The following is a 20,270-nucleotide window of genomic DNA, read 5'->3' on the forward strand; positions in this document are numbered from 1 at the left end:
GCTAGTATATTCTGAGCTCTGTAAATTGACAGCAAGCCAACTTTAGTTAAAACGTATGACAAATTATTGGGCAAATTCTGCCTACAGCACTCTAGCAGCTAGTCCTGATCATCAGTTACTGGTGACAGATGATTTTTTGCGTACTTATATGGCCAGGCCGGAGCTCGCGCTAGTCCCTGAATCTTGCCCGAATGAGCGTGCTTTGCACCAGCGCTTGACCGATAACCCGCGTGTTGAAGTATCTGAGGCTGAAATCGCTGCAATGGCCGATGTGGACATCCAAGAGAACTATCGCGTTTGGTTGCGCTATCGGGCGCGCCTACTTTCAGCTAGCTCCCTAGAGAGTTTTTATATGAGCTTATTTAAAGGTGAGGGCGTAGATGTTCCACCTTTGTTTATTTCATTGCTGGCCCAAATTTTTGTAAGGCATATTCTGGGTGATGACGCTCATCCATTGGAAGTGCGGATGGGGGAGCTTTTCTTTAGGACTCAGAAAATCACTGTCATCGAAGATGGCATCGTGATGGGAGCGGATGAAGAGGTAGTGGCTCGCAATGCGCAAGCGGGCGAGACAGGCAACATCATGGATTTGCTCAAAGGTAAATCGATGAGTATGCGCTCGGCGGATCTGGATGTAATTCATGAAGACAATGCTGATGAGTATTGGCTGCGCAACGAAGACTTTGATTTGGCAGTTCAACTCAATTTTGGTCACGAGCCTATCAATCATTTTTGTCGCGTTTTAGAAAAATGGGTCAAGCATTTCTTAGGTGCCAGCGTTCGCATAACGCCTATGCAGCAAATTAGCGATCCCAAATGGTCATGGCATGTTGGCTTGGATGCGGCTGCAACTGAAGTTCTGAATAAGCTCTACAACAAAGAGTTGGTTGAGGCGGATGAGCTGCAAAAAGTCATTTGCTTATTCCGACTAGACTTTATTGACGAGGCTGCTGTAGCTAAGGCTCAAGCAGGCAAGCCGGTCTATATGGCCATTGCCATGAATGATCAGCAGCAGCTCAAGTTAAAACCTCAAAACCTACTATTTAATCTGCCGCTGGCAAAAGCTTCTTAAGCTGGGGTCTGTGACTTTTTACGTTGCTGAGCGAGCCAGTAAAGCGCAAGCCCAGTAATCGCTACGGGAATCAGTGATCCCCAATTCAGAATGCTCCACCCATGAGAAGTGACGAGGGCGCCTGAACCAAAAGAGGTGAAAGCCATGGTGCCAAAGACAAAGAAGTTAATTGCTGCTTGAGCTTTGTCTCGTTCGTTAGGTTGATATGCGGTCATTGCCAAAGAAGTGGCTCCGGTAAATAAAAAGTTCCAGCCGACACCTAGTAAAAATAAAGCAATAAAGAATTGATGCAGGTCAGTGCCGGTAAGCGCAATGGCGATACAGATGAAGTTCAGCAGCACTCCGACGCCCATAATCTTTAATGTCCCAAATCTCTGAATGAGGGAGCCCGTAAAAAATCCGGGTGCAAACATTCCAATCACATGCCACTCTAGAACTAAAGCGGTGTCCGAGAAAGGCAGTCCGCAGATCTGCATCGCTAAAGGCGTGGCGGCCATTAATAGATTCATCACCCCATAACCTAAAGCTGCACCAATGATGGCAACTACAAATACAGGCTGACGAAGAATCACGTTTAAGGGGCGCCCATCAGAGAGCGAATGTTGAGTCTTTAACTCTTGGGGGAAGTGAATGAACTGCATCACAAAGATGCCAATGAAGCCTGCGATAGAGAGGGTCAGGTAGGCACCCAGAAAAGCGGTATCAAAGAGGTCTCTTGTCCATGAGGCGAGGTTGGGTCCGATAACGGCGCCAAGGATGCCGCCAGCAAGCACCCAAGAAACCGCTTTGTCACGCTGCTTTAGGTCTGTCAGTTCTGCTGCAGCAAAGCGATAAAGCTGACCATTGGCGCTGTAGTAGCCGGCAATAAAGGTACCCATGACCAAAAGCCAAAAGTTTTTGCTCACAGCAGCGTAGGCGCATAAAAGTGCGGACAGCATTGCCACCAGCAGACCCAGCTGAAATGAAATCTTGCGCCCAAAATAGTTCTGGGATTTGGCTACGATGGAGGTGGAAAAGGCGCCTCCAACTACATAGCCCATAACAGGAAGGGTAGCCATCCAGCTTACTGGCGCCAAACTAAGACCCACTAGGCCATTAATGGCAATAAAAGTGACGTTATTGGTTAGAAATAGCCCCTGACAAATTATCAGCAGCACTAGGTTTCTGTTGAGTAAGGGATGTTTGCTGGTCATGACCTGCAGTTTACGGTTATTTTGCAGTATTGGTTAGCTCGGTGGATTCCCTTAAATTGCCCTTTATCAACGGTTTTCTGGGTCAAAACCACCATTTTTGCCAGGTCCAATGATTTAAAATGGAGGACTCGTCTCATTGGCAATTGGTGCGCTAAAAGCGACTTGCAAAATGGGGATTTGAGGGCGACAGGGTAAAAACCTGACTCTGTAATTTGTTCAATATTGAGGAAACATTCATGGCTTCAGATAAATCAAAGATTATTTATACGCTGACAGATGAGGCGCCACTTTTGGCCACCCGTTCATTTCTGCCAATCATTCGCACTTTTGCAGCCCCTGCTGGTGTTGAGGTTGCGACAAGCGATATTTCAGTTGCTGCTCGTATCTTGGCCGAGTTTCCTGAATGCCTTACCCCTGAACAGCAAGTCCCAAATAATTTGGCTGAGCTGGGGAAAATGACTTTATTGCCTGACACCAATATTATTAAATTACCAAATATTAGCGCCTCGGTTCCTCAGTTGCTTGCCGCAATTAAAGAGTTGCAATCCAAAGGCTACAAGATTCCCGATTTCCCTGAAGATCCAAAATCGGATGAGGAAAAATCTATTCGTGCCCGCTATTCAAAATGCTTGGGCAGCGCTGTAAATCCGGTGTTACGTGAAGGCAACTCTGATCGTCGTGCTCCCCCTGCTGTGAAGCGTTACGCTCGTAAGAATCCGCACTCGATGGGGGAGTGGAGTCAAGCTTCACGCACTCACGTTTCTCACATGCATGGCGGTGATTTCTACGCTGGTGAGAAGTCAATGACGATGACTAAGGCGTGTGATGTAAAGATGGACTTGGTAACCAAGAGCGGTAAGACCATTGTCCTCAAGCCAAAAGTCTCCCTATTGGCTGGCGAAATCATCGATAGCATGTATATGAGTAAAAAAGCGCTTTGTGAGTTCTACGAGAAAGAGATTGAAGATGCTTATAAGACTGGCATGATGTTGTCCTTGCACGTGAAGGCAACCATGATGAAAGTTTCGCACCCAATCGTATTCGGTCACGCTGTAAAGATTTTCTACAAAGATGCTTTTGCTAAACACGCTAAGTTGTTTGAAGAATTGGGTGTGAATGCCAATAATGGCATGAGTAGCCTATATGAAAAGATCAAAACTTTGCCGGAATCTAAGCGTGAAGAAATTATCAAAGACCTGCATGCCTGCCATGAGCATCGCCCTGCTTTAGCGATGGTTGACTCTGCGAAAGGTATTACGAATTTATTTTCACCTAGCGATGTGATCGTGGATGCTTCTATGCCAGCCATGATTCGCGCTGGCGGAAAAATGTGGGGCGCGGATGGTCGTTTGCATGATACGAAAGCGGTAATTCCAGAAAGTACCTTTGCGCGTATCTATCAAGAAATGATTAATTTCTGTAAGACACACGGTAACTTTGACCCAACAACCATGGGTACCGTTCCAAACGTGGGCTTGATGGCTCAACAGGCTGAAGAGTACGGCTCACATGACAAGACTTTTGAGATTCCAGAGGCTGGTGTAGCCCGCATTGTTGCTGACGACGGCACAGTATTGCTCGAGCAAAATGTAGAAGAGGGTGATATCTGGCGTATGTGTCAGGTTAAAGACGCCCCAATTCGTGACTGGGTCAAGTTAGCCGTTAATCGTGCACGTCTTTCTAATACTCCAGCAGTATTCTGGTTAGATGAATACCGTCCACACGAAGCTGAGTTGATCAAGAAGGTAAATACTTACCTTAAAGATTATGATCTCACAGGCGTTGACATTCAGATTATGTCTCAGACACGTGCCATGCGTTACACCTTAGAGCGTGTGATTCGTGGCAAGGACACCATCTCTGTAACAGGTAATATTTTGCGTGACTACCTTACAGACTTGTTCCCGATTATGGAATTGGGAACAAGTGCAAAGATGTTGTCCATCGTGCCTTTGATGGCTGGTGGCGGCTTGTTTGAAACTGGTGCAGGTGGTTCTGCGCCAAAGCATGTCCAACAGTTAGTGGAAGAAAATCACTTACGTTGGGATTCTCTTGGCGAGTTCATGGCTTTAGCGGTTTCTCTTGAGGATATTGGGGACAAGACTGGTAACTCAAAAGTGAAGCTTTTGGCACGCACTTTGGACGAGGCTACTGGTAAGTTATTGGACAACAATAAGTCACCTTCACCACGTACAGGCGAGCTTGACAATCGCGGTAGCCAGTTCTACTTGGCAATGTACTGGGCTGAAGCATTGGCCGCCCAAACCGAAGACAAGGAATTGCAAGCGTTCTTTGCACCTTTGGCAAAAGCGTTAATGGAGAATGAGCAAAAAATTACAGCTGAACTCAAGGCGGTTCAAGGTAAGCCAGCAGATATCGGCGGTTACTTTATGCCTGATGCCGAGAAGTTTGAAGCGGTGATGCGTCCTAGCTCTACTTTTAATGCAGTCCTAAAATCCGCAGGGATTTAATAGGTAGAAGCGCTAAGTATCTATTTTTTTAAATTAGTTTTAATATTTAAAGGCAAACCTTCGGGTTTGCCTTTTTAATTTATAAATTCCTATTTACTATTTTTGTGTGATGCCAAAACCAAAAGACCTGGTTGAATTGAGTTATCTGAGCGAAGCAGTCTCGGATATGTCATTTCTTGGCTTAATGCGTTTGCTGGAGTCAGCTCGCGCCTTTAATCAGGCAAATGGTATTTCTGGGATTCTCTTATATGACAACCAGCAGTTTGGTCAGATCATTGAAGGTGAGCGCGCAAGCGTGATGAAGGCCTGGAAACGCATTCAGGAAGACAAGCGTCATCATCGGGTTGAGCTGTTAGAAATTCGGGAGATTTCAGAGCGCAGTTTCCCAGATTGGTTGCTGCGCTTCTACGGTGGCGAAACGCTTACTCGAGACTATCCAGCTCTTGCTGAGATGGTTGGCGGCATGGATAAACATAGTATGGCCCTCATGAATAAGATGCGCGAAACCGAGCGCTAATACTTCTTTAGGCGTCTTCAGCAATAAAACAGTATCAGTAGCAAAATAGCCTCATTACATTCATTGAGGTGAGATATGCGTTTTATTGATAGAACCATCCTTCCGAGTGATATTACCCCTCAAGCAGTTTTTGAAAATCGCCGCTCCTTGATTAAGGCTGCCGCTGCAGGTAGCTTTGGTATGGCCCTGGCGCCTTGGTTTTCTAGGGAGGCGCTTGCGGCTAATCCTGAAAAGCTGAATGTACAACTCAATGCTACGTATTCCGCCGCAGATGAAACTACCCCCTATAAATACGCCACAACGTATAACAACTTTTATGAGTTTGGAACGGATAAAGCGGACCCCGCTGCAAATGCACACACCCTACAAACAAAGCCATGGTCTATTTCAATTGAGGGCTTAGTAAAGAAGCCCGTCACTCTTGATATTGACGCATTGCTCAAGCTAGCGCCAATGGAAGAGCGCATTTACAGAATGCGTTGTGTTGAGGGTTGGTCGATGGTCATTCCTTGGGATGGATTTTCTTTATCGAAGCTGATCAGTAAAGTCGAGCCGTTGGGATCTGCAAAGTTCGTCGAATTTATTTCCTTGGCAGATCGTAAGCAAATGCCGGGGGTCAAGAGCAATATTATTGATTGGCCTTATCGTGAGGGCTTGCGAATGGACGAGGCTATGAATCCTTTGACTCTACTGACATTTGGTATGTATGGTGAAACCCTACCAAAACAAAACGGAGCCCCGGTGCGCATTGTGGTGCCATGGAAGTATGGCTTTAAGAGCGCTAAATCAATTGTCAAAATCCGATTTACTGAAGAGATGCCAAAAACAAGCTGGAGTCAATTTGATGCACGGGAATACGGCTTTTATTCCAACGTAAACCCTCAGGTTGACCATCCGCGCTGGAGTCAGGCAACGGAACGCCGGATTGGCGATAGTAAAGGTGTATTTGCGCCTAAGATCAAAACCCAAATGTTTAATGGATATGCCGACCAAGTAGCAAGCATGTATGCAGGAATGGATCTCAAGAAATACTATTAAGTATGATTGGGTAATGACTAAACTTTATTCCGCGGTATTTGCCAGCATTTTCTGCTTTATTTCTTTGACTGCCTATGGCCAGTCAGATGAATCAGTTAAAACCATTTCATCTTTGGATGTTCCACGATATTTAGGTACGTGGTATGAAATAGCCAAGTTTCCGAACTGGTTTCAGAAAAAGTGCGTCGGCAATACAAAGGCCGTATATTCAGTTAGGCCGGATGGAAATCTGAAAGTGCTCAATAGCTGTAAAACAGCCGATGGCAGCATGTCTGATGCTGAAGGTACAGCACGCCAGCTTGGCGCAAAAGACTCCCCTAAGTTGGAGGTACGTTTTGCACCCGCATGGCTTTCTTTCTTGCCCATGGTGTGGGGGGATTACTGGGTGATTGATCTGGACCCGCAATATCAAGTTGCTGCCGTCAGTGATCCACGCCGAGAATATTTATGGGTTCTATCTAGAAGCCCTCAGTTGGATAAGAAAGTCTATGATGATTTGCTACAACGTTTACAGGCGCAGCAGTTTGACGTGCGCAAACTAGAGATGACTACTCAAGCTGTATCGAAATAACTGAAATAAGAAAATCGTGACCGCACATCTATTGCCGCCAGGTATTGAAGTTTTTGAGAGAGGCTGGCTATCAGCTAATAACATCCTGCATTATGGTGACACCGATGTATCTTTGGTGGACAGCGGTTTTCATGCTCATCAGAACCTGACCTTATCTTTAGTTAGACATGCATTAGAAAAAAATGGGTTAGGTCAGCTAAATAAAGTAGTTAATACTCATCTCCATTCAGATCACTGTGGTGGTAATGCTGCTCTAGAAAAAGCGTTTGATTGTGAAATTTATATTCCGGCTGCCGAAGCCTTGGCCGTCAAGACATGGGATATGAATTTACTTAGCTATGAAAACCTTGGGCAAGAGTGTCCCCGGTTTGCGCATCACAATGTATTGGTCCCAGGGCAGCAAATACAGTTGGGTCGATATCGATGGGATATCTTGGCAGCCCCTGGTCATGACCCGCATTCGGTGATGTTTTACCAGCCAGAGCATGAGATCTTGATTTCAGCTGATGCCTTGTGGGAAGAAGGATTTGGCGTCATCTTTCCGGAGCTTTGGGGTGAACCTGGATTTGAAGAAGTGGCGCAAACTTTAGACTTAATTGAATCACTGTCGATCAAGCTGGTGATTCCTGGTCATGGCAAACCTTTTGTGGATGTTGAAAAATCTTTATCTACAGCGCGCTCTCGATTGGATTATTTGGCCTCAGATCTTGATCGCAACGCTAGGCATGGTGCAAAGGTTTTATTGAAATACCGGCTATTGGAGTGGCGCAATCAAGAATTATCATCAATCAATGAGTGGATTGCTCAGACGCCTGCATTAATTAGTTCGGCCAAAATTCTGAATATGAGTATTGAAGAGTTTGTCGAATGGTTGCCAAAAGCTTTGGTGAAGTCAGGTGCAGCAAAGTTGGACGGCACTTGCCTGGTGGATCTAGCATAATCAATATAAATAAAGCAAAGAGGAAATATGGAACATACCGTTTTAGTAACTGGCGCAACCGCTGGATTTGGTGAAGCAACCGCAAGACGTTTTTTGGCTAATGGCCATAAAGTCATTGCTGTTGGCAGAAGATTAGAGCGCTTAGAAGCATTGAAAAACTCATTGCCTGCTGATCAACAGAAAAAACTCCTCACCATGGTGGTAGACGTTTGTGATAGCGCCAAGGTGGATGCTCTGGCTGCCGCTTTGCCTGCTGAGTTTTCGAAGGTTACGGTGCTTGTGAATAATGCTGGCCTGGCATTGGGCTTAGAGCCTGCGCATAAAGCGTACTTGAGTGATTGGGATCAAATGATTGATACCAATATCAAAGGCTTGGTACACATGAGCCGCGCATTTTTACCAGGTATGGTTGACCGCAAATGCGGGCATGTAATCAATTTAGGATCTGTAGCTGCAAACTATCCCTACCCAGGTGGAAATGTCTACGGTGGTACTAAGGCGTTTGTAAAGCAGTTTAGTTTGAACTTGCGCGCTGACTTGATCGGCACCCCAGTGCGAGTCACCTGTATTGAGCCAGGCATGTGCGCCGGAACAGAGTTCTCAAACGTTCGCTTTAAGGGTGATGATGAGAAAGCGGAGAAGGTTTATACCGGTGTTAAAGCCTTGAGCGCTGACGATGTTGCCGAAACGATCTACTGGTCAGCCACTTTGCCAAGTCACATGAATATTAATGTGCTTGAGGTGATGCCGGTGCAGCAAGCATTCAACGCATTTAACGTGCATCGTGGAGAGTTTTAAGCTCCAGGCTTTTTCCATTGGTAAAACTGGGGATAGACTCGCATCACAACGGGTCCATCAAAGTCCCAAGATTTACAGGTACCCAAATATTTAGGCGGTTCTTTACCTTCTGGATCAAAAAATGCGCCTGGAATGGATTGAAAGGCTGCTGTCGCTAGACTGTTGAGAAGTTCTCGCAAGTGAGTGCAGCCTTTAATTCCGCCTATATTCATATCAATTGTTTTTCGCCAACCTTTTCCAAGCTTTGCGCCAATGAGAGAGTGCATAGGGGGAACGGCAGCAGTACATTCAGCGTGTGGGTGTCCATCCATAACGGCTTCAATGTCTTGTACAACTAGATCGCTATTTAACGTGACACGTACCCACATGTCATGAAACGCCTCACCAGGCTGCCAGGTTTTAGCGCTCGTAACAAAAGGATTTGATTTGTAGTCCTTTAGATGACCTTCAATATCCCATAGTCCATCCTCCCTTGCATACCCCTGAAAGGTAATCTCTCTTGTATGAAGTGGTGAGCGAGGTTTTGGGGCTGAAAGCATGGTGATGGATAGGTATAAGGTGGATGCCTAATGATATCAACTGCTAGAAAATCAGGGGTGCTCTGTAGTATTCTCTGCAGCATATGGCAAAACCCATTTCCTTAGAAAAAATCCTCTTTAGCCAAGGCTTTGGTACACGTCGCTATTGCAGCGATTTGGTATATGCAGACCTCGTTAAAGTGAATGGGGTGCAGGCGGAAGATCCTGAGCAGCGCATTCCCACTGAAGGCTTAACGCTGAATGTTGAGGGTAAGGATTGGGAATATCACGAAAAGGCTTACATTGCCTTTAATAAGCCACCCAACTATGAGTGCTCGCATAAGACTACACATCATCCTAGCGTCTATAGCCTCTTACCCAGTCCTTTTGTAGAGCGAGGGCTGCAATGCGTTGGACGTCTAGACTATGACACTACGGGTCTATTATTAATTTCTGATGATGGTCAGTTTATCCATAAGATGACCACTCCAAAGAAAAATATCGGTAAGGTTTATGAGATCACCACACCTGATCCAATAACTCAAAGTCAAATAGATCATCTGCTCAATGGAGTGGTATTAGATGATGATCCTAAGCCTTGTTATGCCACTGCTTGCAAATTGATTTCTGAGAACGTATTGGCGATGACCATCGTTGAAGGTCGCTACCATCAGGTCAAGCGCATGATGGCTGCCGTGGGTAACCATGTTGCCAAACTGCATCGAGTTGAAATCGGTGCTTACGTCATGCCTGCCGATTTGGCTGAGGGTCAGTGGCGCTGGCTATACCCAGAAGATTTAAAGCAACTATCTCAAAGTGTTGCCTCTTAAATGAATAGCACTTTGCTACCTCTCGATTATGACTTTGAGGGTGGTGCGCCTTTATGGGAGAGAGATATTAATCGCAAGATGATCGGGCGCGAATTTATTTTTAAAGACTTTGAGCAGGCTTTTCAATTCATGACACTGAGCGCCCAATATGCTCAAGAGATTGACCATCATCCCGATTGGTCAAATTCTTGGAATCGGGTGATGGTGAGCTTAACAACGCATTCTGCTGGCGGACTTACTCAGCTGGATATTAAGATGGCTCAAGCAATGAATCAATTTGCCGAGCAAATCAATTCTTAGTAATTAGTGCTCATCACCTTCGTGATCTTCCTCGTTCATGCTCATGAGGATCGTAGCTAATAGACCATAGACCACTTCAGTGGAAATCATGCCGTCTTCATCAAGCTCATCAATTAAGTCATTCAAACGATCTTCAGTGGGCTCATTGAGCAAGGTCATTGCACATTCACACCCATAGTCAAAATCTTCATCGTTTTGGGTTTGATTTTCTTCGGTCATATATATCCTTAATTGAGGCTTCAGAATAGCAAATTACGACCAAATTCGATAGGAATAAATGAATCTTGTTCGGACTACCTTGGCCGTATATTGACTAACTGAGCTCGAAAGGTCAAATACTGTGCAAAAAATGTGCGCCTGCAAAAAGCCAATAATGATTTATAGTAATTTGAAAATAGAACTATAGGAGACAGCATGAAACTCAATGTAAATGGAAAAACCCATGATATTGATGTGGAGCCCGATATGCCCTTGTTGTGGGCAATACGCGAGGTAGTTGGTCTAACGGGTACTAAGTACGGTTGTGGCGTTGCTCAATGCGGCGCTTGTACTGTTTATTTAAATGGCGAACCAGTACGATCCTGCTCAATTCCGGTATCAGCCGTCGCAAATGCAAAAATCACAACGATTGAAGCGCTTTCTAAAAATAATACACATCCTGTGCAGCAAGCCTGGATTGCACTAGATGTTCCCCAGTGCGGATATTGCCAGTCAGGACAAGTGATGGCTGCTGCTGCGCTCCTCAAGAGAAATCCGAAGCCTACTGATGCAGATATTGATAGTGCTATGGGCAATCTTTGTCGCTGCGGCACATACCAAAAGATTCGGGATGGTATTCATGTGGCATCTGGCCAAAAGAAATTGGCAGACGTTCTAGCGCAATACGACGCAAGTCTAGCGACTCGCGGATAAGGGGAAGAATATGACATTAGAAAATACTTCCCGTCGCGAATTTATTATCAAGGGTACGATGCTGGGCGGAGGCTTGGTATTAGGTATTGGCGCAATACCGGATGCACTTGCGCAAGCAGGCGCTGCATATGACCCGAACACCCCAACTCAATATGGTGAGGCTGAAGTTAATGCTTGGGTCAGCATTAAGCCGGATGACACGGTATATATACGTATAGCGCGTTCAGAAATGGGGCAGGGCACTCGTACCGGTTTAGCTCAGCTAGTGACTGAAGAGCTTGAGTGCAACTGGAAAAAAGTCAAAACTCAGTCTGCAACCCCAGGGCAAAGTTTGGCGCGTAAACGTGTTTGGGGTGAGCATGGCACAGGTGGTAGCCGCGGTATTCGAATCTCCGAGGATTATGTGCGTCGCGGTGCTGCCGCTGCTCGAATCATGTTGCTTCAAGCAGCCGCCGATCAGTGGAAGGTCCCTGTAGGTGAGCTAAAAGTGGATAAGGGTGTGATCACGCATATTCCAACTGGGCGTAAAACTACTTACGGCAAAGTTGCTGAATTGGCATCCACCTTAACGCCGCCTGATCCTAAGTCGATTACCTTACGCAATCCTCGAGATTGGAAGGTTGCTGGGCAGCCTTACGCACGTCTTGATACTGCCAATAAGGTAAATGGTTCCAAGGTATACGGCTTGGATCTACAGCTCCCCGGAATGGTTTGCGCATCTATAAAGGCCTGCCCTGTATTTGGCGGCAAACTGGTGAGTTATGACGAAGCCAAGATCCAAAATATGCGCGGAGTTAAGGGGGTTGTCAAAATTAATGACAGTACTCTGGCCGTTGTAGCTGACACCTGGTGGCATGCCAATAACGCGTTAAAAGCTTTGCCAATTGTTTGGGATGAAGGTAAAGCTGCTAGCGTCTCACAAGATGGCATCGATAAGATGTTGCGTGAAGGCTTAGATGAGCAAGGAGACTTTTGGCAACGCAAAGTCGGCGATGCACCTCAGGCAATTAATAGTTCTGCCAAAAAGGTCGAGGCCATTTATTACACGCCATATCGCGCACACGTCACGATGGAGCCGATGAATGCCACCGTCAAAATCACTGGCGATCGTGCGGAAGCTTGGGTGCCAACTCAAAATGGCGAGGGCTCACTTGCAGCATTATCAGAAGCCACTGGGTTCCCGCTAGCCAATTGTGAAGTTTACAAATTAGATTCTGGTTGCGGCTTAGGGCGTCGTGGCTCAACACAAGACTTCACGACTTTTGCTGCCAAAGTGGCGCAAAAATTTCCGGGAGTTCCTGTGAAGGCTATCTGGAGTCGTGAGGAAGACATGACTCATGATTACTATCACCCGATTGCGATGGCGAAAATGACTGCCGGTATAGATGGCTCAGGCAATCTAACAGGTATGCATATTAAGGTTGCGGGCCAATCGATTAATGCCACATTAGCGCCGCAGAATATTAAAGATGGCAAGGATGAGCGTCAGCTTCAAGGCTTCTATGAAAAGGGTCCTGATGCGCAGCTCGGGTATACATTCCCAGCACTCCTGACTGAGTACGTCATGAAGAACACCCATGTTCCAGTGGGCCCATGGCGAGGTGTGAATACCAATCAAAATGGCATCTTCATGGAATGCTTCATGGATGAGTGCGCTAAAGCAGCTGGTAAGGATCCAGTCAAATTTAGACAGGCGCTGATGCAAAGTCATCCAAAGCATTTGGGTGTTCTTAATGCTGCCGCTAAAAAGGCGGAGTGGGACAAACCATTGCCTGCTGGAACCTATCGTGGCGTGGCTCAGTTCATGGGTTATGCAAGCTACTCAGCCTGCGTAGCTGAGGTGACTGTGCAAAATAATGTTGTAAAAGTCACCCGTTTAGTATTCGCTCTCAATTCTGGACATGTCGTTAATCCATACTTAACGCGTGAACAAATTGAAGGCTCTGTTGCCATGGCTTTGGGCGCTATTTTCTTGCCTGAGATTTCAGTTGAAAAAGGCCGGATCAAGCAGCAGAATCTGGACACTTATCCGCTCCTCAAGCTTTCAGCAACCCCTAGAATTGAAACTGTTCTGGTACCTACTTATGACTTCTGGGGCGGGGTAGGTGAGCCTACTATCTGCGTTGTGGGTCCTGCCGTAGCAAATGCAGTCTCTGCTGCGATTGGAAGGCCGGTCCGAAACTTCCCACTAAGCAAAGAAGGTTTAACTTTGGCTTAACTTTAGTGAAAGTTTTGCCAAGGCTTTACTTGGAATAAATAAAAAGGCCGCTGACGCGGCTTTTTTATTGCTTTGCGATTGTTTTGATCATCTAATATGGTTTATGAAATTGTTTAAGAGCTTTATCTTCATTGCCGGACTTGTACCATTGGCGCGCCTATTTTGGCTGGGCACGAATGACGGGCTTGGTGCAAATCCAATTGAATTCATTACGCGCTCCACTGGCACATGGGCCTTAGTTTTTTTGTGCATCACCTTGGCAATGACGCCACTGCGAATTTTCAGTGGATCGACATCTTGGATTAAGGTGCGACGTATGTTGGGTCTATTTAGCTTCTTCTATGCCTGCATTCATTTTTCAATCTGGTTTTGGCTTGATCAAAATCTAGATATTGGCGCGATGTGGGCGGATGTAATTAAGCGTCCCTTTATTACTATGGGTTTTCTGTCATTTGTTTTGCTCATTCCACTGGCTCTCACCTCCAATCAGTGGGCGGTTCGTCTATTGGGGAGGCGCTGGGCTTTATTACATAAACTCATTTATCTCATTGCTTGTACTGCCATTGCTCACTACTGGTGGCATAAGGCCGGCAAGAATGATGAGGGTGTTGTGATGATTTATGGGGCGGTAATTTTGGTGTTGTTGCTTTGTCGTTTGCCAATGATCAAAGCGTTTCTACAAAACAGAATAAAACCGAAGTCGTAAAAGGTGGCTTTAAGTTTTAAGCTTTAAAACTCTGTGGTGTAGCGCATGATGAAGCGACGTGTTTCTACAAAACCATTTTTGATTTCCATATCGCGGCCGTATTGAAGGCTGATGCGGCCAAAGGGATAGTAAGCCAACGCGCTCAATAAAAATCTTTGAGTATTGACTACATTATTTTGATAGGTATTGCCAATCGTTGTAGCGCCACCAGCTACATAGAAATACGAGGCACCAACGGTGTATGTCTGACTGATCTTGTAGATGGGACCAAGTTGCGTAGTCGTCAGCGACTTTTGCGTAAGAGAAGTGTTGGCTGTCGATAAGCAGGCTGCAGCGCACTGACTATTGCCGCCAAACCACATCGTATCGACCGCAATCATGCCATCTAAATCTCCAATAATGGGTTGTTGATAGCCCATCTGAATATCTGATTTATAGCGATTTTCTCCGGTGTTAAAAGGTTGCTGGCTGTTATAGCTTCCGGTTGGTGCGGTAAGGTATCCGGCAATACCTAAATATCTGCGATTGACTCGATCGGAGTATGGCCAGATAGCTGTAGCAAAGGTTAAATCACCAACCCCGGTATCCGTTGGATATGCTGCAAGAGAGCCTGCTGGTTTAATCGTTCCATAAGGTAATTGCAAATAGGATACTGCTGGTAGGTCACTTACTGAATATGATGTAAGTAAGCGTAGGATCGCGCTCTGAGTGCTGATATCCGGACTCTTGTATGGGCCTGTTGAGACTGCTGAACCATTTCTATAGAACGTACTGTTATCTGTATTGAGATAACTGATCATTGCATGATTTTTTCCTGGTATAGGAGCAACGATATCGTTCGGCTGCAAATCAATGGCCAGTGCAGTAAATGGCAGGGCCATCAGGGCAAAAGCAAGTGATCGTAAAAATTTCATGTGAATATTGTAATTAATATAAAAATTAGATGCTGAATAGACGGTAATGTAATGATATTGGGGGTGCTCCTGTATTCACCTACAATGAATTGATGAAACCACTCCATTTAAGCCTGTGCAGTGCCTCTTTCTTGTTGAGTGCTTCGGCATTGGCACAGACCCCAATAAATCAGGGGATGCAGACCTTCTCACCTTATTCTGCCGAGCAAATAAGCGAGTTCAATCATCAAGTGATATCGCCAGTAGAGGGCCCTTTTGGTCCGGTTGCTCCAAATACTCAAGGGATGAACTTAAGACAAAGACCTACTTTAGATTCTAAGTTGTACAACAATCCTGAAGGTGAGGATGAAGCTGAGGCACTCGAGACGCAGTCAGCTGAGCCCTATCAGCCTTCGAGTCCTGTTATGAGTTTTTAAGTCGAGAACTTATATAAAGCTGACTTAAGCAATTTCGAGATCCGGAATCGAATGGAGTTGTAGCAAGGATTGAGCAGTTTCTGGTGTTGCATTTAGCCAGTCATGAAATAACTCAGGCTTCAGTGGCACTATGGTGCGTTTTTCATCTTCTGGTTTATGAAAGCGTCTCATGATGGGATGCTCGCTGGCGTCAATCGTTAACATTGAAAACGACGCAATCAGCTCACCTGTTTCCGGTTCTGTCCAGGTATCCCATATGGATGCTATCGCCATGGGATCATTATTGGATTGTTTGATTCCTGTTCGCACTGCTTTACCGGTTTCGTAGTTGGGCTCATAAAACGTATCAGCCAGAGTGAGGGCGTAATGACGCTTTGACCATGCATTTCTATAAGAAGGTTTTTCGCTAACCGTTTCTGCTCTGGCGTTATAGGTCTTTCGACCAAACTCTTCATCTTTTGCCCAAGATGGAATTAGCCCAAAACGAGCCAGACCAATCGCGGTACGGCCGGTATTGTGGCTCTTAAGTATGATGGAGCCGGGATAGGTTGGAAACACATCATGGGATGCGGCAACAGGCAAATCTAGGTCAAAATGATTTTTGACCCAATCAATGTTGGCCGTGGTGAGGTATTGAACACACATGTTTTTATTCTACTGTGGCTAGGACTTGCTGACGACCCTCTCCTGTTACTATTGGGTCTACTTTTTAGAAAGACTTTATACATGAAACCCTTGATTTCCTGCCTTAAGCCCAAAATGATCAGCATGCTTGCTGGAGCAATTTTGTCAGGCATATTTGCCGCCCCCCTCTATGCACAGCAAAGTGGTTTGCCGATTAATGCGGCCGCTTCCGTAAATGGAGCCATCATTACCAATGACATGGTGGAACAGGGAATTAAGATGGCGCTATCTCAGGGTCAGAAAGATTCTCCTGAATTGCGCAAAGCGGTAGTTCAGAAATTTATCGAAGTGCTGCTCTTGTCCCAGCAGGCTGAAAAGGATGGATTAGCTAATTCTGAAAAAGCAAACAGTCAATTGACGCTCATTCGCCAAAATTATTTGGCTGACCTTGAGCTCTCTTCATATATGGCAAAGAATCCAATCTCTGATGCCGATGTTCAGGCTGAATACAACAAAGAGATTGCCTCTCTTGGTCCACAAGGCATGATTGTTGAATACAAGATCAGCGATATTGCTGTGGCAAGCGAAGCAGATGCCCAGGCTGCTTTAAACAGAATTAAAAAAGGCGAGGCGTTTGATAAGGTGGCCAGAAGCGTTTCTTTGGCTCCCAATAAGGCGCAAGGTGGTGCAGTTGGTTGGGTTCAGCCTGGACAAGTTGGCCCGCAGATTGGTGCGGTATTGATTAATCTAGCTAAAGGTCAGGTATCGCAAGCCCCCATTCAGGTTCAGCAGGGTTGGTATTTAATTAAATTGGAAGATAAAAAATCGAGCAAGCCGCCAAGCTTTGAGCAGGCTAAGCCAGCGATTCGTGCTGGAATGACGCAAAGAAAACAGCTTGAGTTTTTATCGCAAATTGCAAAAGATTCTAAGATTATTGTGCAGTAAGTAAAAAGGGCTCCTCGGAGCCCTTTTTAATGGATTCAACTGCAATGTTGAATCATATGCGGTTCTTTATTTTCGCTCTAGCGTTACAAAGTTGAAAGTAATCTCGCCTTCTGATCCTGGGGTGCGTTCAACCGCGTTCCAGTCTGATTCATTCGGAACTTCAAAAAAAGTATCGCCACCATCAACATCCATATCAATTTCAGTGATGTAGAGGCGATCAGCTTTATCAAAGGCTTGTTTAAAGAGCTGCTCTCCGCCAATTACAAATACACGCGGAAATTCATTAAGAGAGTTGAGAGCCTCATCCAGAGAGTGCACGACTTCGGCGCCTGTAAGTTCAAGATCTTTATTGCGAGTAACTACGATGTTGCGACGACCCGGCAAAGGGCGCCCAATAGATTCCCAGGTCTTGCGACCCATGATGACAGGGTGGCCGATGGTGACGCGCTTAAAGAATTGCAAATCTGCCGAGATTTTCCAGGGCATCTGGTTATCACGACCGATTACGTGATTGCGCGAACGCGCAACGATCATGGAGATGGCAGGCTGAGTCATGGTGGTGTTCTTAAATGGCTACAGGAGCCTTGATATGTGGGTGAGATTCATAGCCAACAATCTCAAAATCTTCGAACTCATAGTCAAAGATCGAGTCAGGCTTGCGCAAGATCTTCAACTTAGGTAGCGGGAAGAAGTCTCTGGAAAGCTGGAGGTCGACTTGTTCGAGATGGTTGCTATACAAGTGGCAATCACCACCAGTCCAAATAAAATCACCCACCTCTAAGTTGCACTGTTGCGCCATCATATGGGTAAGCAATGCATAGCTAGCGATATTAAAAGGAACGCCCAAGAAAATATCAGCACTACGCTGATAGAGCTGGCATGACAATTTGCCATCAGCTACATAAAACTGAAAGAAGGCATGACATGGAGCCAAAGCCATGCGAGGAATATCAGCAACGTTCCAGGCGGAAACAATAATGCGACGTGAGTCTGGATTTTTCTTGATGGTCTCAACGACTTCGGAGATTTGGTCGATATGCTTCCCGTTTGGGGCTGGCCAAGAGCGCCATTGATAGCCATAGATGGGGCCTAGATCGCCGTCTGGGGCAGCCCATTCGTTCCAAATAGAAACGCCGCGATCTTTAAGCCAGTTGTTATCAGTGCTACCTTTGAGAAACCAGAGTAATTCGTAAATGATCGATTTAAGGTGTAGCTTCTTGGTCGTCACCATCGGGAAACCATCTGCCAAGTTAAAGCGCATTTGATGGCCAAACACTGAGACAGTGCCAGTACCAGTCCTATCGGATTTATTGACGCCCTTAGCTAGGACTTCTTTCATGAGATCGTGATATTGGCGCATAGAGGTATTGGCTTATTTAGATTTCTAGAGACCTAGTTAAAAACTTCAACGGGGCTATCAAGATCGATGCAATAGGTCTTGCATCGATCAATGAAGACTCTTACTTTACTAACTGATCCAGTTTATTTTTAACATCTTTCCATTCTTCAGCTTCTGGTAGAGCAGCTTTAGATTTGGTGATGGATTTCCAGGAAGGCGATAGATCGGCATTGAGTTTGATAAACGCCTGTTGATCACCAGGAACATCATCTTCTGCATAAATTGCATTTACCGGGCACTCTGGAACGCAAACTGCACAATCAATACATTCATCTGGATCGATGACGAGAAAGTTAGGGCCTTCGCGGAAGCAGTCAACTGGGCAAACGTCAACGCAGTCAGTGTATTTGCAGCGGATGCAGGATTCGGTAACAACGTAAGTCATGGCGGTTTTATTTCAAGAGTCCCAAAATTCGGGCTTACTAAGTTATAAAACCTCAATTTTAGCCGAATTAGCCTAATTTTCAGGCTAAAGGGTTAATTTACTTGAGGTAAAGTTCCCCATATGAATACACAAGTTACCCCGCAATCTGGCGGCCAAAAGCCCAAAATTCTTGTGGCTAGGGCTATTTTTCCAGAAGCTTTGGCTAAATTAGAAGAGTCCTTTGATGTTCGGTCCAACCAAGAGGATCGGATTTTTACTCCTGAAGAACTCCAAAAAGAGTTATCTGGAGTCGTCGGTGCATTAGTTGCCGGCAGTGAAAGAATTGATGCTACCGCTTTGGCCAATGCAAAAGATTTAAAGGTGGTGGCCAATATCTCTGTGGGCTATAACAATTTTGATGTGCCTGCCATTACCGCAGCTGGTGTGATGGCAACCAATACGCCAGACGTATTGACTGACACAACTGCTGACTTTGGTTTTGCACTATTAATGGCTACTGCACGTCGCATTACAGAATCCGAGCACTGGGTAAGAGCGGGCAAGTGGGATAAGTGGTCGATTGTGAACAACCCATTGGGTATGGATTTGCATCACAGCACTGTTGGCATCATTGGTATGGGACGTATTGGTCAGGGTATTGCTAAACGCGCATTAGGTTTTGGCATGAATGTGATTTATCACAACCGTAGCCATCTATCGGATGCTGATGAAAAAGCTTGCGGCGCAAACTATGTTTCCAAGGAGGAGCTGCTGCGAACTGCTGATCACGTCGTTTTAGTTCTGCCTTACACAGCACAGAGCCATCACACCATTGGTGCAGCAGAAATTGCACTCATGAAACCTACTGCAACCCTGATAAACATTGCCCGCGGAGGAATTGTGGATGACGCAGCTCTAGCGCAAGCGCTGAAAGAAAAGAAGATTTTTGCTGCCGGTTTAGACGTATTTGAGGGTGAGCCTTCGGTTCATCCGGAATTGCTCAAATTGAGTAATGTTGTGCTGGCCCCCCATATTGCTAGCGCAACAGAAAAGACGCGTAGAGCGATGGTGGATTTGGCTATAGAAAACTTACGCACTGCATTGGATGGTAAAAAGCCGCCAAGCTTAATTAATGCTGAAGTACTGAAGACTTAAATAAGTTGGTGTGACGGATAAAAATAAAGCCGAGTCATGCTCGGCTTTATTGATTGAAGTATGTGAATTTACTCGGCTTCGATTTCTTCTGGAAGATCGCGTAGCGCTAATTCAATGCCACCGAATTTTCCAGCAACCCAGTTATAAACCTTGCAAGCAATCCACAGCAATCCAAAGCCTAGTAAGGCATTCAGAATTAAAGCGGAGAGCACTGTAAAACCAGGGATTGCGCCATCACGAATGAAGGCAACAAACAGGGCCAATAAAACGATTGGAACGGAGAAGCAGAGGTAAACCAACACTAAGGTTTTGGCAGTGTGTGCTGGATCTAGAAATACAAGTTCTTTTTTGCTAAGTTTCATAATGACG

At 45.6% G+C, this 20,270-nt stretch carries 24 protein-coding genes; 15 read left to right on the forward strand and 9 right to left on the reverse strand.

Annotated elements, in window-relative coordinates; genetic code table 11:
* The first annotated feature begins 55 nt into the window (after window positions 1–55).
* On the forward strand, window positions 56–1,072 hold the full coding sequence (locus C2745_RS01925; RefSeq protein ID WP_215384665.1) for a DUF6352 family protein: 1,017 nt from the start codon (window positions 56–58) through the stop codon (window positions 1,070–1,072).
* On the opposite strand, the gene C2745_RS01930 is transcribed toward C2745_RS01925, so the two are convergent.
* The gene (locus C2745_RS01930) at window positions 1,069–2,265 is read right to left on the reverse strand and encodes an MFS transporter (protein ID WP_215384666.1); all 1,197 of its coding nucleotides are present in this window, start codon (window positions 2,263–2,265) and stop codon (window positions 1,069–1,071) included. The genes C2745_RS01925 and C2745_RS01930 overlap by 4 nt on opposite strands.
* Window positions 2,266–2,501: 236 nt before the next feature.
* On the opposite strand from C2745_RS01930, the gene C2745_RS01935 reads away from it, so the two are divergent.
* From C2745_RS01935 to C2745_RS01960, 6 genes are all read left to right on the forward strand, one after another.
* Window positions 2,502–4,736, forward strand: coding sequence for an NADP-dependent isocitrate dehydrogenase (locus tag C2745_RS01935; RefSeq protein ID WP_215384667.1), 2,235 nt, complete (start codon window positions 2,502–2,504; stop codon window positions 4,734–4,736).
* A gap of 109 nt (window positions 4,737–4,845) precedes the next feature.
* Window positions 4,846–5,253, forward strand: coding sequence for a BLUF domain-containing protein (locus C2745_RS01940; protein ID WP_215384668.1), 408 nt, complete (start codon window positions 4,846–4,848; stop codon window positions 5,251–5,253).
* A 75-nt stretch (window positions 5,254–5,328) separates the two neighbouring features.
* Window positions 5,329–6,291: a protein-methionine-sulfoxide reductase catalytic subunit MsrP gene (gene msrP, locus C2745_RS01945; protein ID WP_215384669.1), complete on the forward strand. Its 963-nt coding sequence runs from the start codon at window positions 5,329–5,331 to the stop codon at window positions 6,289–6,291.
* A gap of 13 nt (window positions 6,292–6,304) precedes the next feature.
* Window positions 6,305–6,862 carry a lipocalin family protein gene (locus C2745_RS01950; RefSeq protein ID WP_215384670.1) on the forward strand — a complete coding sequence of 186 codons (558 nt, stop codon included), beginning with the start codon at window positions 6,305–6,307 and terminating at the stop codon, window positions 6,860–6,862.
* 16 nt (window positions 6,863–6,878) lie between these two features.
* Complete coding sequence (locus C2745_RS01955) at window positions 6,879–7,802, forward strand: MBL fold metallo-hydrolase (RefSeq protein ID WP_251368352.1); 924 nt, start codon at window positions 6,879–6,881, stop codon at window positions 7,800–7,802.
* A gap of 27 nt (window positions 7,803–7,829) precedes the next feature.
* Complete coding sequence (locus C2745_RS01960; RefSeq protein WP_215384671.1) at window positions 7,830–8,600, forward strand: SDR family oxidoreductase; 771 nt, start codon at window positions 7,830–7,832, stop codon at window positions 8,598–8,600.
* Here the strand turns inward: C2745_RS01960 and C2745_RS01965 are convergent.
* The gene (locus tag C2745_RS01965) at window positions 8,597–9,139 is read right to left on the reverse strand and encodes a DUF2889 domain-containing protein (protein WP_215384672.1); all 543 of its coding nucleotides are present in this window, start codon (window positions 9,137–9,139) and stop codon (window positions 8,597–8,599) included. The genes C2745_RS01960 and C2745_RS01965 overlap by 4 nt on opposite strands.
* 83 nt (window positions 9,140–9,222) lie before the next feature.
* Between C2745_RS01965 and C2745_RS01970 the strand changes: the two genes are divergently transcribed.
* On the forward strand, window positions 9,223–9,948 hold the full coding sequence (locus C2745_RS01970; RefSeq protein WP_215384673.1) for a pseudouridine synthase: 726 nt from the start codon (window positions 9,223–9,225) through the stop codon (window positions 9,946–9,948).
* Window positions 9,949–10,248 (forward strand): 4a-hydroxytetrahydrobiopterin dehydratase, encoded by a 300-nt coding sequence (locus tag C2745_RS01975; protein ID WP_215384674.1) that lies wholly within the window; start codon window positions 9,949–9,951, stop codon window positions 10,246–10,248.
* 3 nt (window positions 10,249–10,251) lie between these two features.
* On the opposite strand, the gene C2745_RS01980 is transcribed toward C2745_RS01975, so the two are convergent.
* Window positions 10,252–10,467, reverse strand: coding sequence for a hypothetical protein (locus tag C2745_RS01980; RefSeq protein ID WP_128113194.1), 216 nt, complete (start codon window positions 10,465–10,467; stop codon window positions 10,252–10,254).
* 195 nt (window positions 10,468–10,662) lie between these two features.
* Here C2745_RS01980 and C2745_RS01985 point away from each other — a divergent pair, with 195 nt between their 5' ends.
* The 3 genes from C2745_RS01985 to msrQ all read left to right on the forward strand — a co-directional run bounded on the left by C2745_RS01985 (window position 10,663) and on the right by msrQ (window position 14,084).
* Window positions 10,663–11,160 carry a (2Fe-2S)-binding protein gene (locus tag C2745_RS01985; protein ID WP_215384675.1) on the forward strand — a complete coding sequence of 166 codons (498 nt, stop codon included), beginning with the start codon at window positions 10,663–10,665 and terminating at the stop codon, window positions 11,158–11,160.
* A gap of 10 nt (window positions 11,161–11,170) precedes the next feature.
* Window positions 11,171–13,378, forward strand: coding sequence for a xanthine dehydrogenase family protein molybdopterin-binding subunit (locus C2745_RS01990; protein ID WP_215384676.1), 2,208 nt, complete (start codon window positions 11,171–11,173; stop codon window positions 13,376–13,378).
* Between the two features lie 103 nt (window positions 13,379–13,481).
* Window positions 13,482–14,084 carry a protein-methionine-sulfoxide reductase heme-binding subunit MsrQ gene (msrQ, locus tag C2745_RS01995; RefSeq protein WP_215384677.1) on the forward strand — a complete coding sequence of 201 codons (603 nt, stop codon included), beginning with the start codon at window positions 13,482–13,484 and terminating at the stop codon, window positions 14,082–14,084.
* A gap of 23 nt (window positions 14,085–14,107) precedes the next feature.
* Here msrQ and C2745_RS02000 read toward each other — a convergent pair whose 3' ends face one another.
* A complete protein-coding gene (locus C2745_RS02000) occupies window positions 14,108–14,998 on the reverse strand; it encodes a transporter (protein ID WP_215384678.1) in 891 nt (296 codons plus the stop codon).
* 92 nt (window positions 14,999–15,090) lie between these two features.
* Between C2745_RS02000 and C2745_RS02005 the strand changes: the two genes are divergently transcribed.
* On the forward strand, window positions 15,091–15,414 hold the full coding sequence (locus C2745_RS02005) for a hypothetical protein (protein WP_251368353.1): 324 nt from the start codon (window positions 15,091–15,093) through the stop codon (window positions 15,412–15,414).
* Window positions 15,415–15,438: 24 nt separating this feature from the next.
* Here C2745_RS02005 and C2745_RS02010 read toward each other — a convergent pair whose 3' ends face one another.
* Complete coding sequence (locus tag C2745_RS02010) at window positions 15,439–16,059, reverse strand: SOS response-associated peptidase (protein WP_215384679.1); 621 nt, start codon at window positions 16,057–16,059, stop codon at window positions 15,439–15,441.
* Between the two features lie 81 nt (window positions 16,060–16,140).
* Between C2745_RS02010 and C2745_RS02015 the strand changes: the two genes are divergently transcribed.
* Window positions 16,141–16,983 carry a peptidyl-prolyl cis-trans isomerase gene (locus C2745_RS02015; RefSeq protein WP_215384680.1) on the forward strand — a complete coding sequence of 281 codons (843 nt, stop codon included), beginning with the start codon at window positions 16,141–16,143 and terminating at the stop codon, window positions 16,981–16,983.
* Between the two features lie 66 nt (window positions 16,984–17,049).
* Here C2745_RS02015 and C2745_RS02020 read toward each other — a convergent pair whose 3' ends face one another.
* The 3 genes from C2745_RS02020 to fdxA form a co-directional block, all read right to left on the reverse strand.
* A complete protein-coding gene (locus C2745_RS02020; RefSeq protein WP_215384681.1) occupies window positions 17,050–17,538 on the reverse strand; it encodes a dihydrofolate reductase in 489 nt (162 codons plus the stop codon).
* Between the two features lie 10 nt (window positions 17,539–17,548).
* The gene (locus tag C2745_RS02025; protein ID WP_215384682.1) at window positions 17,549–18,343 is read right to left on the reverse strand and encodes a thymidylate synthase; all 795 of its coding nucleotides are present in this window, start codon (window positions 18,341–18,343) and stop codon (window positions 17,549–17,551) included.
* Between the two features lie 100 nt (window positions 18,344–18,443).
* Window positions 18,444–18,767 (reverse strand): ferredoxin FdxA, encoded by a 324-nt coding sequence (gene fdxA, locus C2745_RS02030; RefSeq protein WP_215384683.1) that lies wholly within the window; start codon window positions 18,765–18,767, stop codon window positions 18,444–18,446.
* A gap of 120 nt (window positions 18,768–18,887) precedes the next feature.
* On the opposite strand from fdxA, the gene C2745_RS02035 reads away from it, so the two are divergent.
* Complete coding sequence (locus tag C2745_RS02035) at window positions 18,888–19,901, forward strand: D-glycerate dehydrogenase (RefSeq protein ID WP_215384684.1); 1,014 nt, start codon at window positions 18,888–18,890, stop codon at window positions 19,899–19,901.
* Between the two features lie 68 nt (window positions 19,902–19,969).
* Here the strand turns inward: C2745_RS02035 and C2745_RS02040 are convergent, their stop codons facing one another.
* Window positions 19,970–20,263, reverse strand: a complete 294-nt coding sequence (locus C2745_RS02040; protein ID WP_215384686.1) for a hypothetical protein — start codon at window positions 20,261–20,263, stop codon at window positions 19,970–19,972.
* Between the last annotated feature and the right edge of the window lie 7 nt (window positions 20,264–20,270).

Origin of the sequence: Polynucleobacter sp. AP-Kolm-20A-A1 (assembly GCF_018688315.1) — a bacterium.
GTDB lineage: Bacteria > Pseudomonadota > Gammaproteobacteria > Burkholderiales > Burkholderiaceae > Polynucleobacter.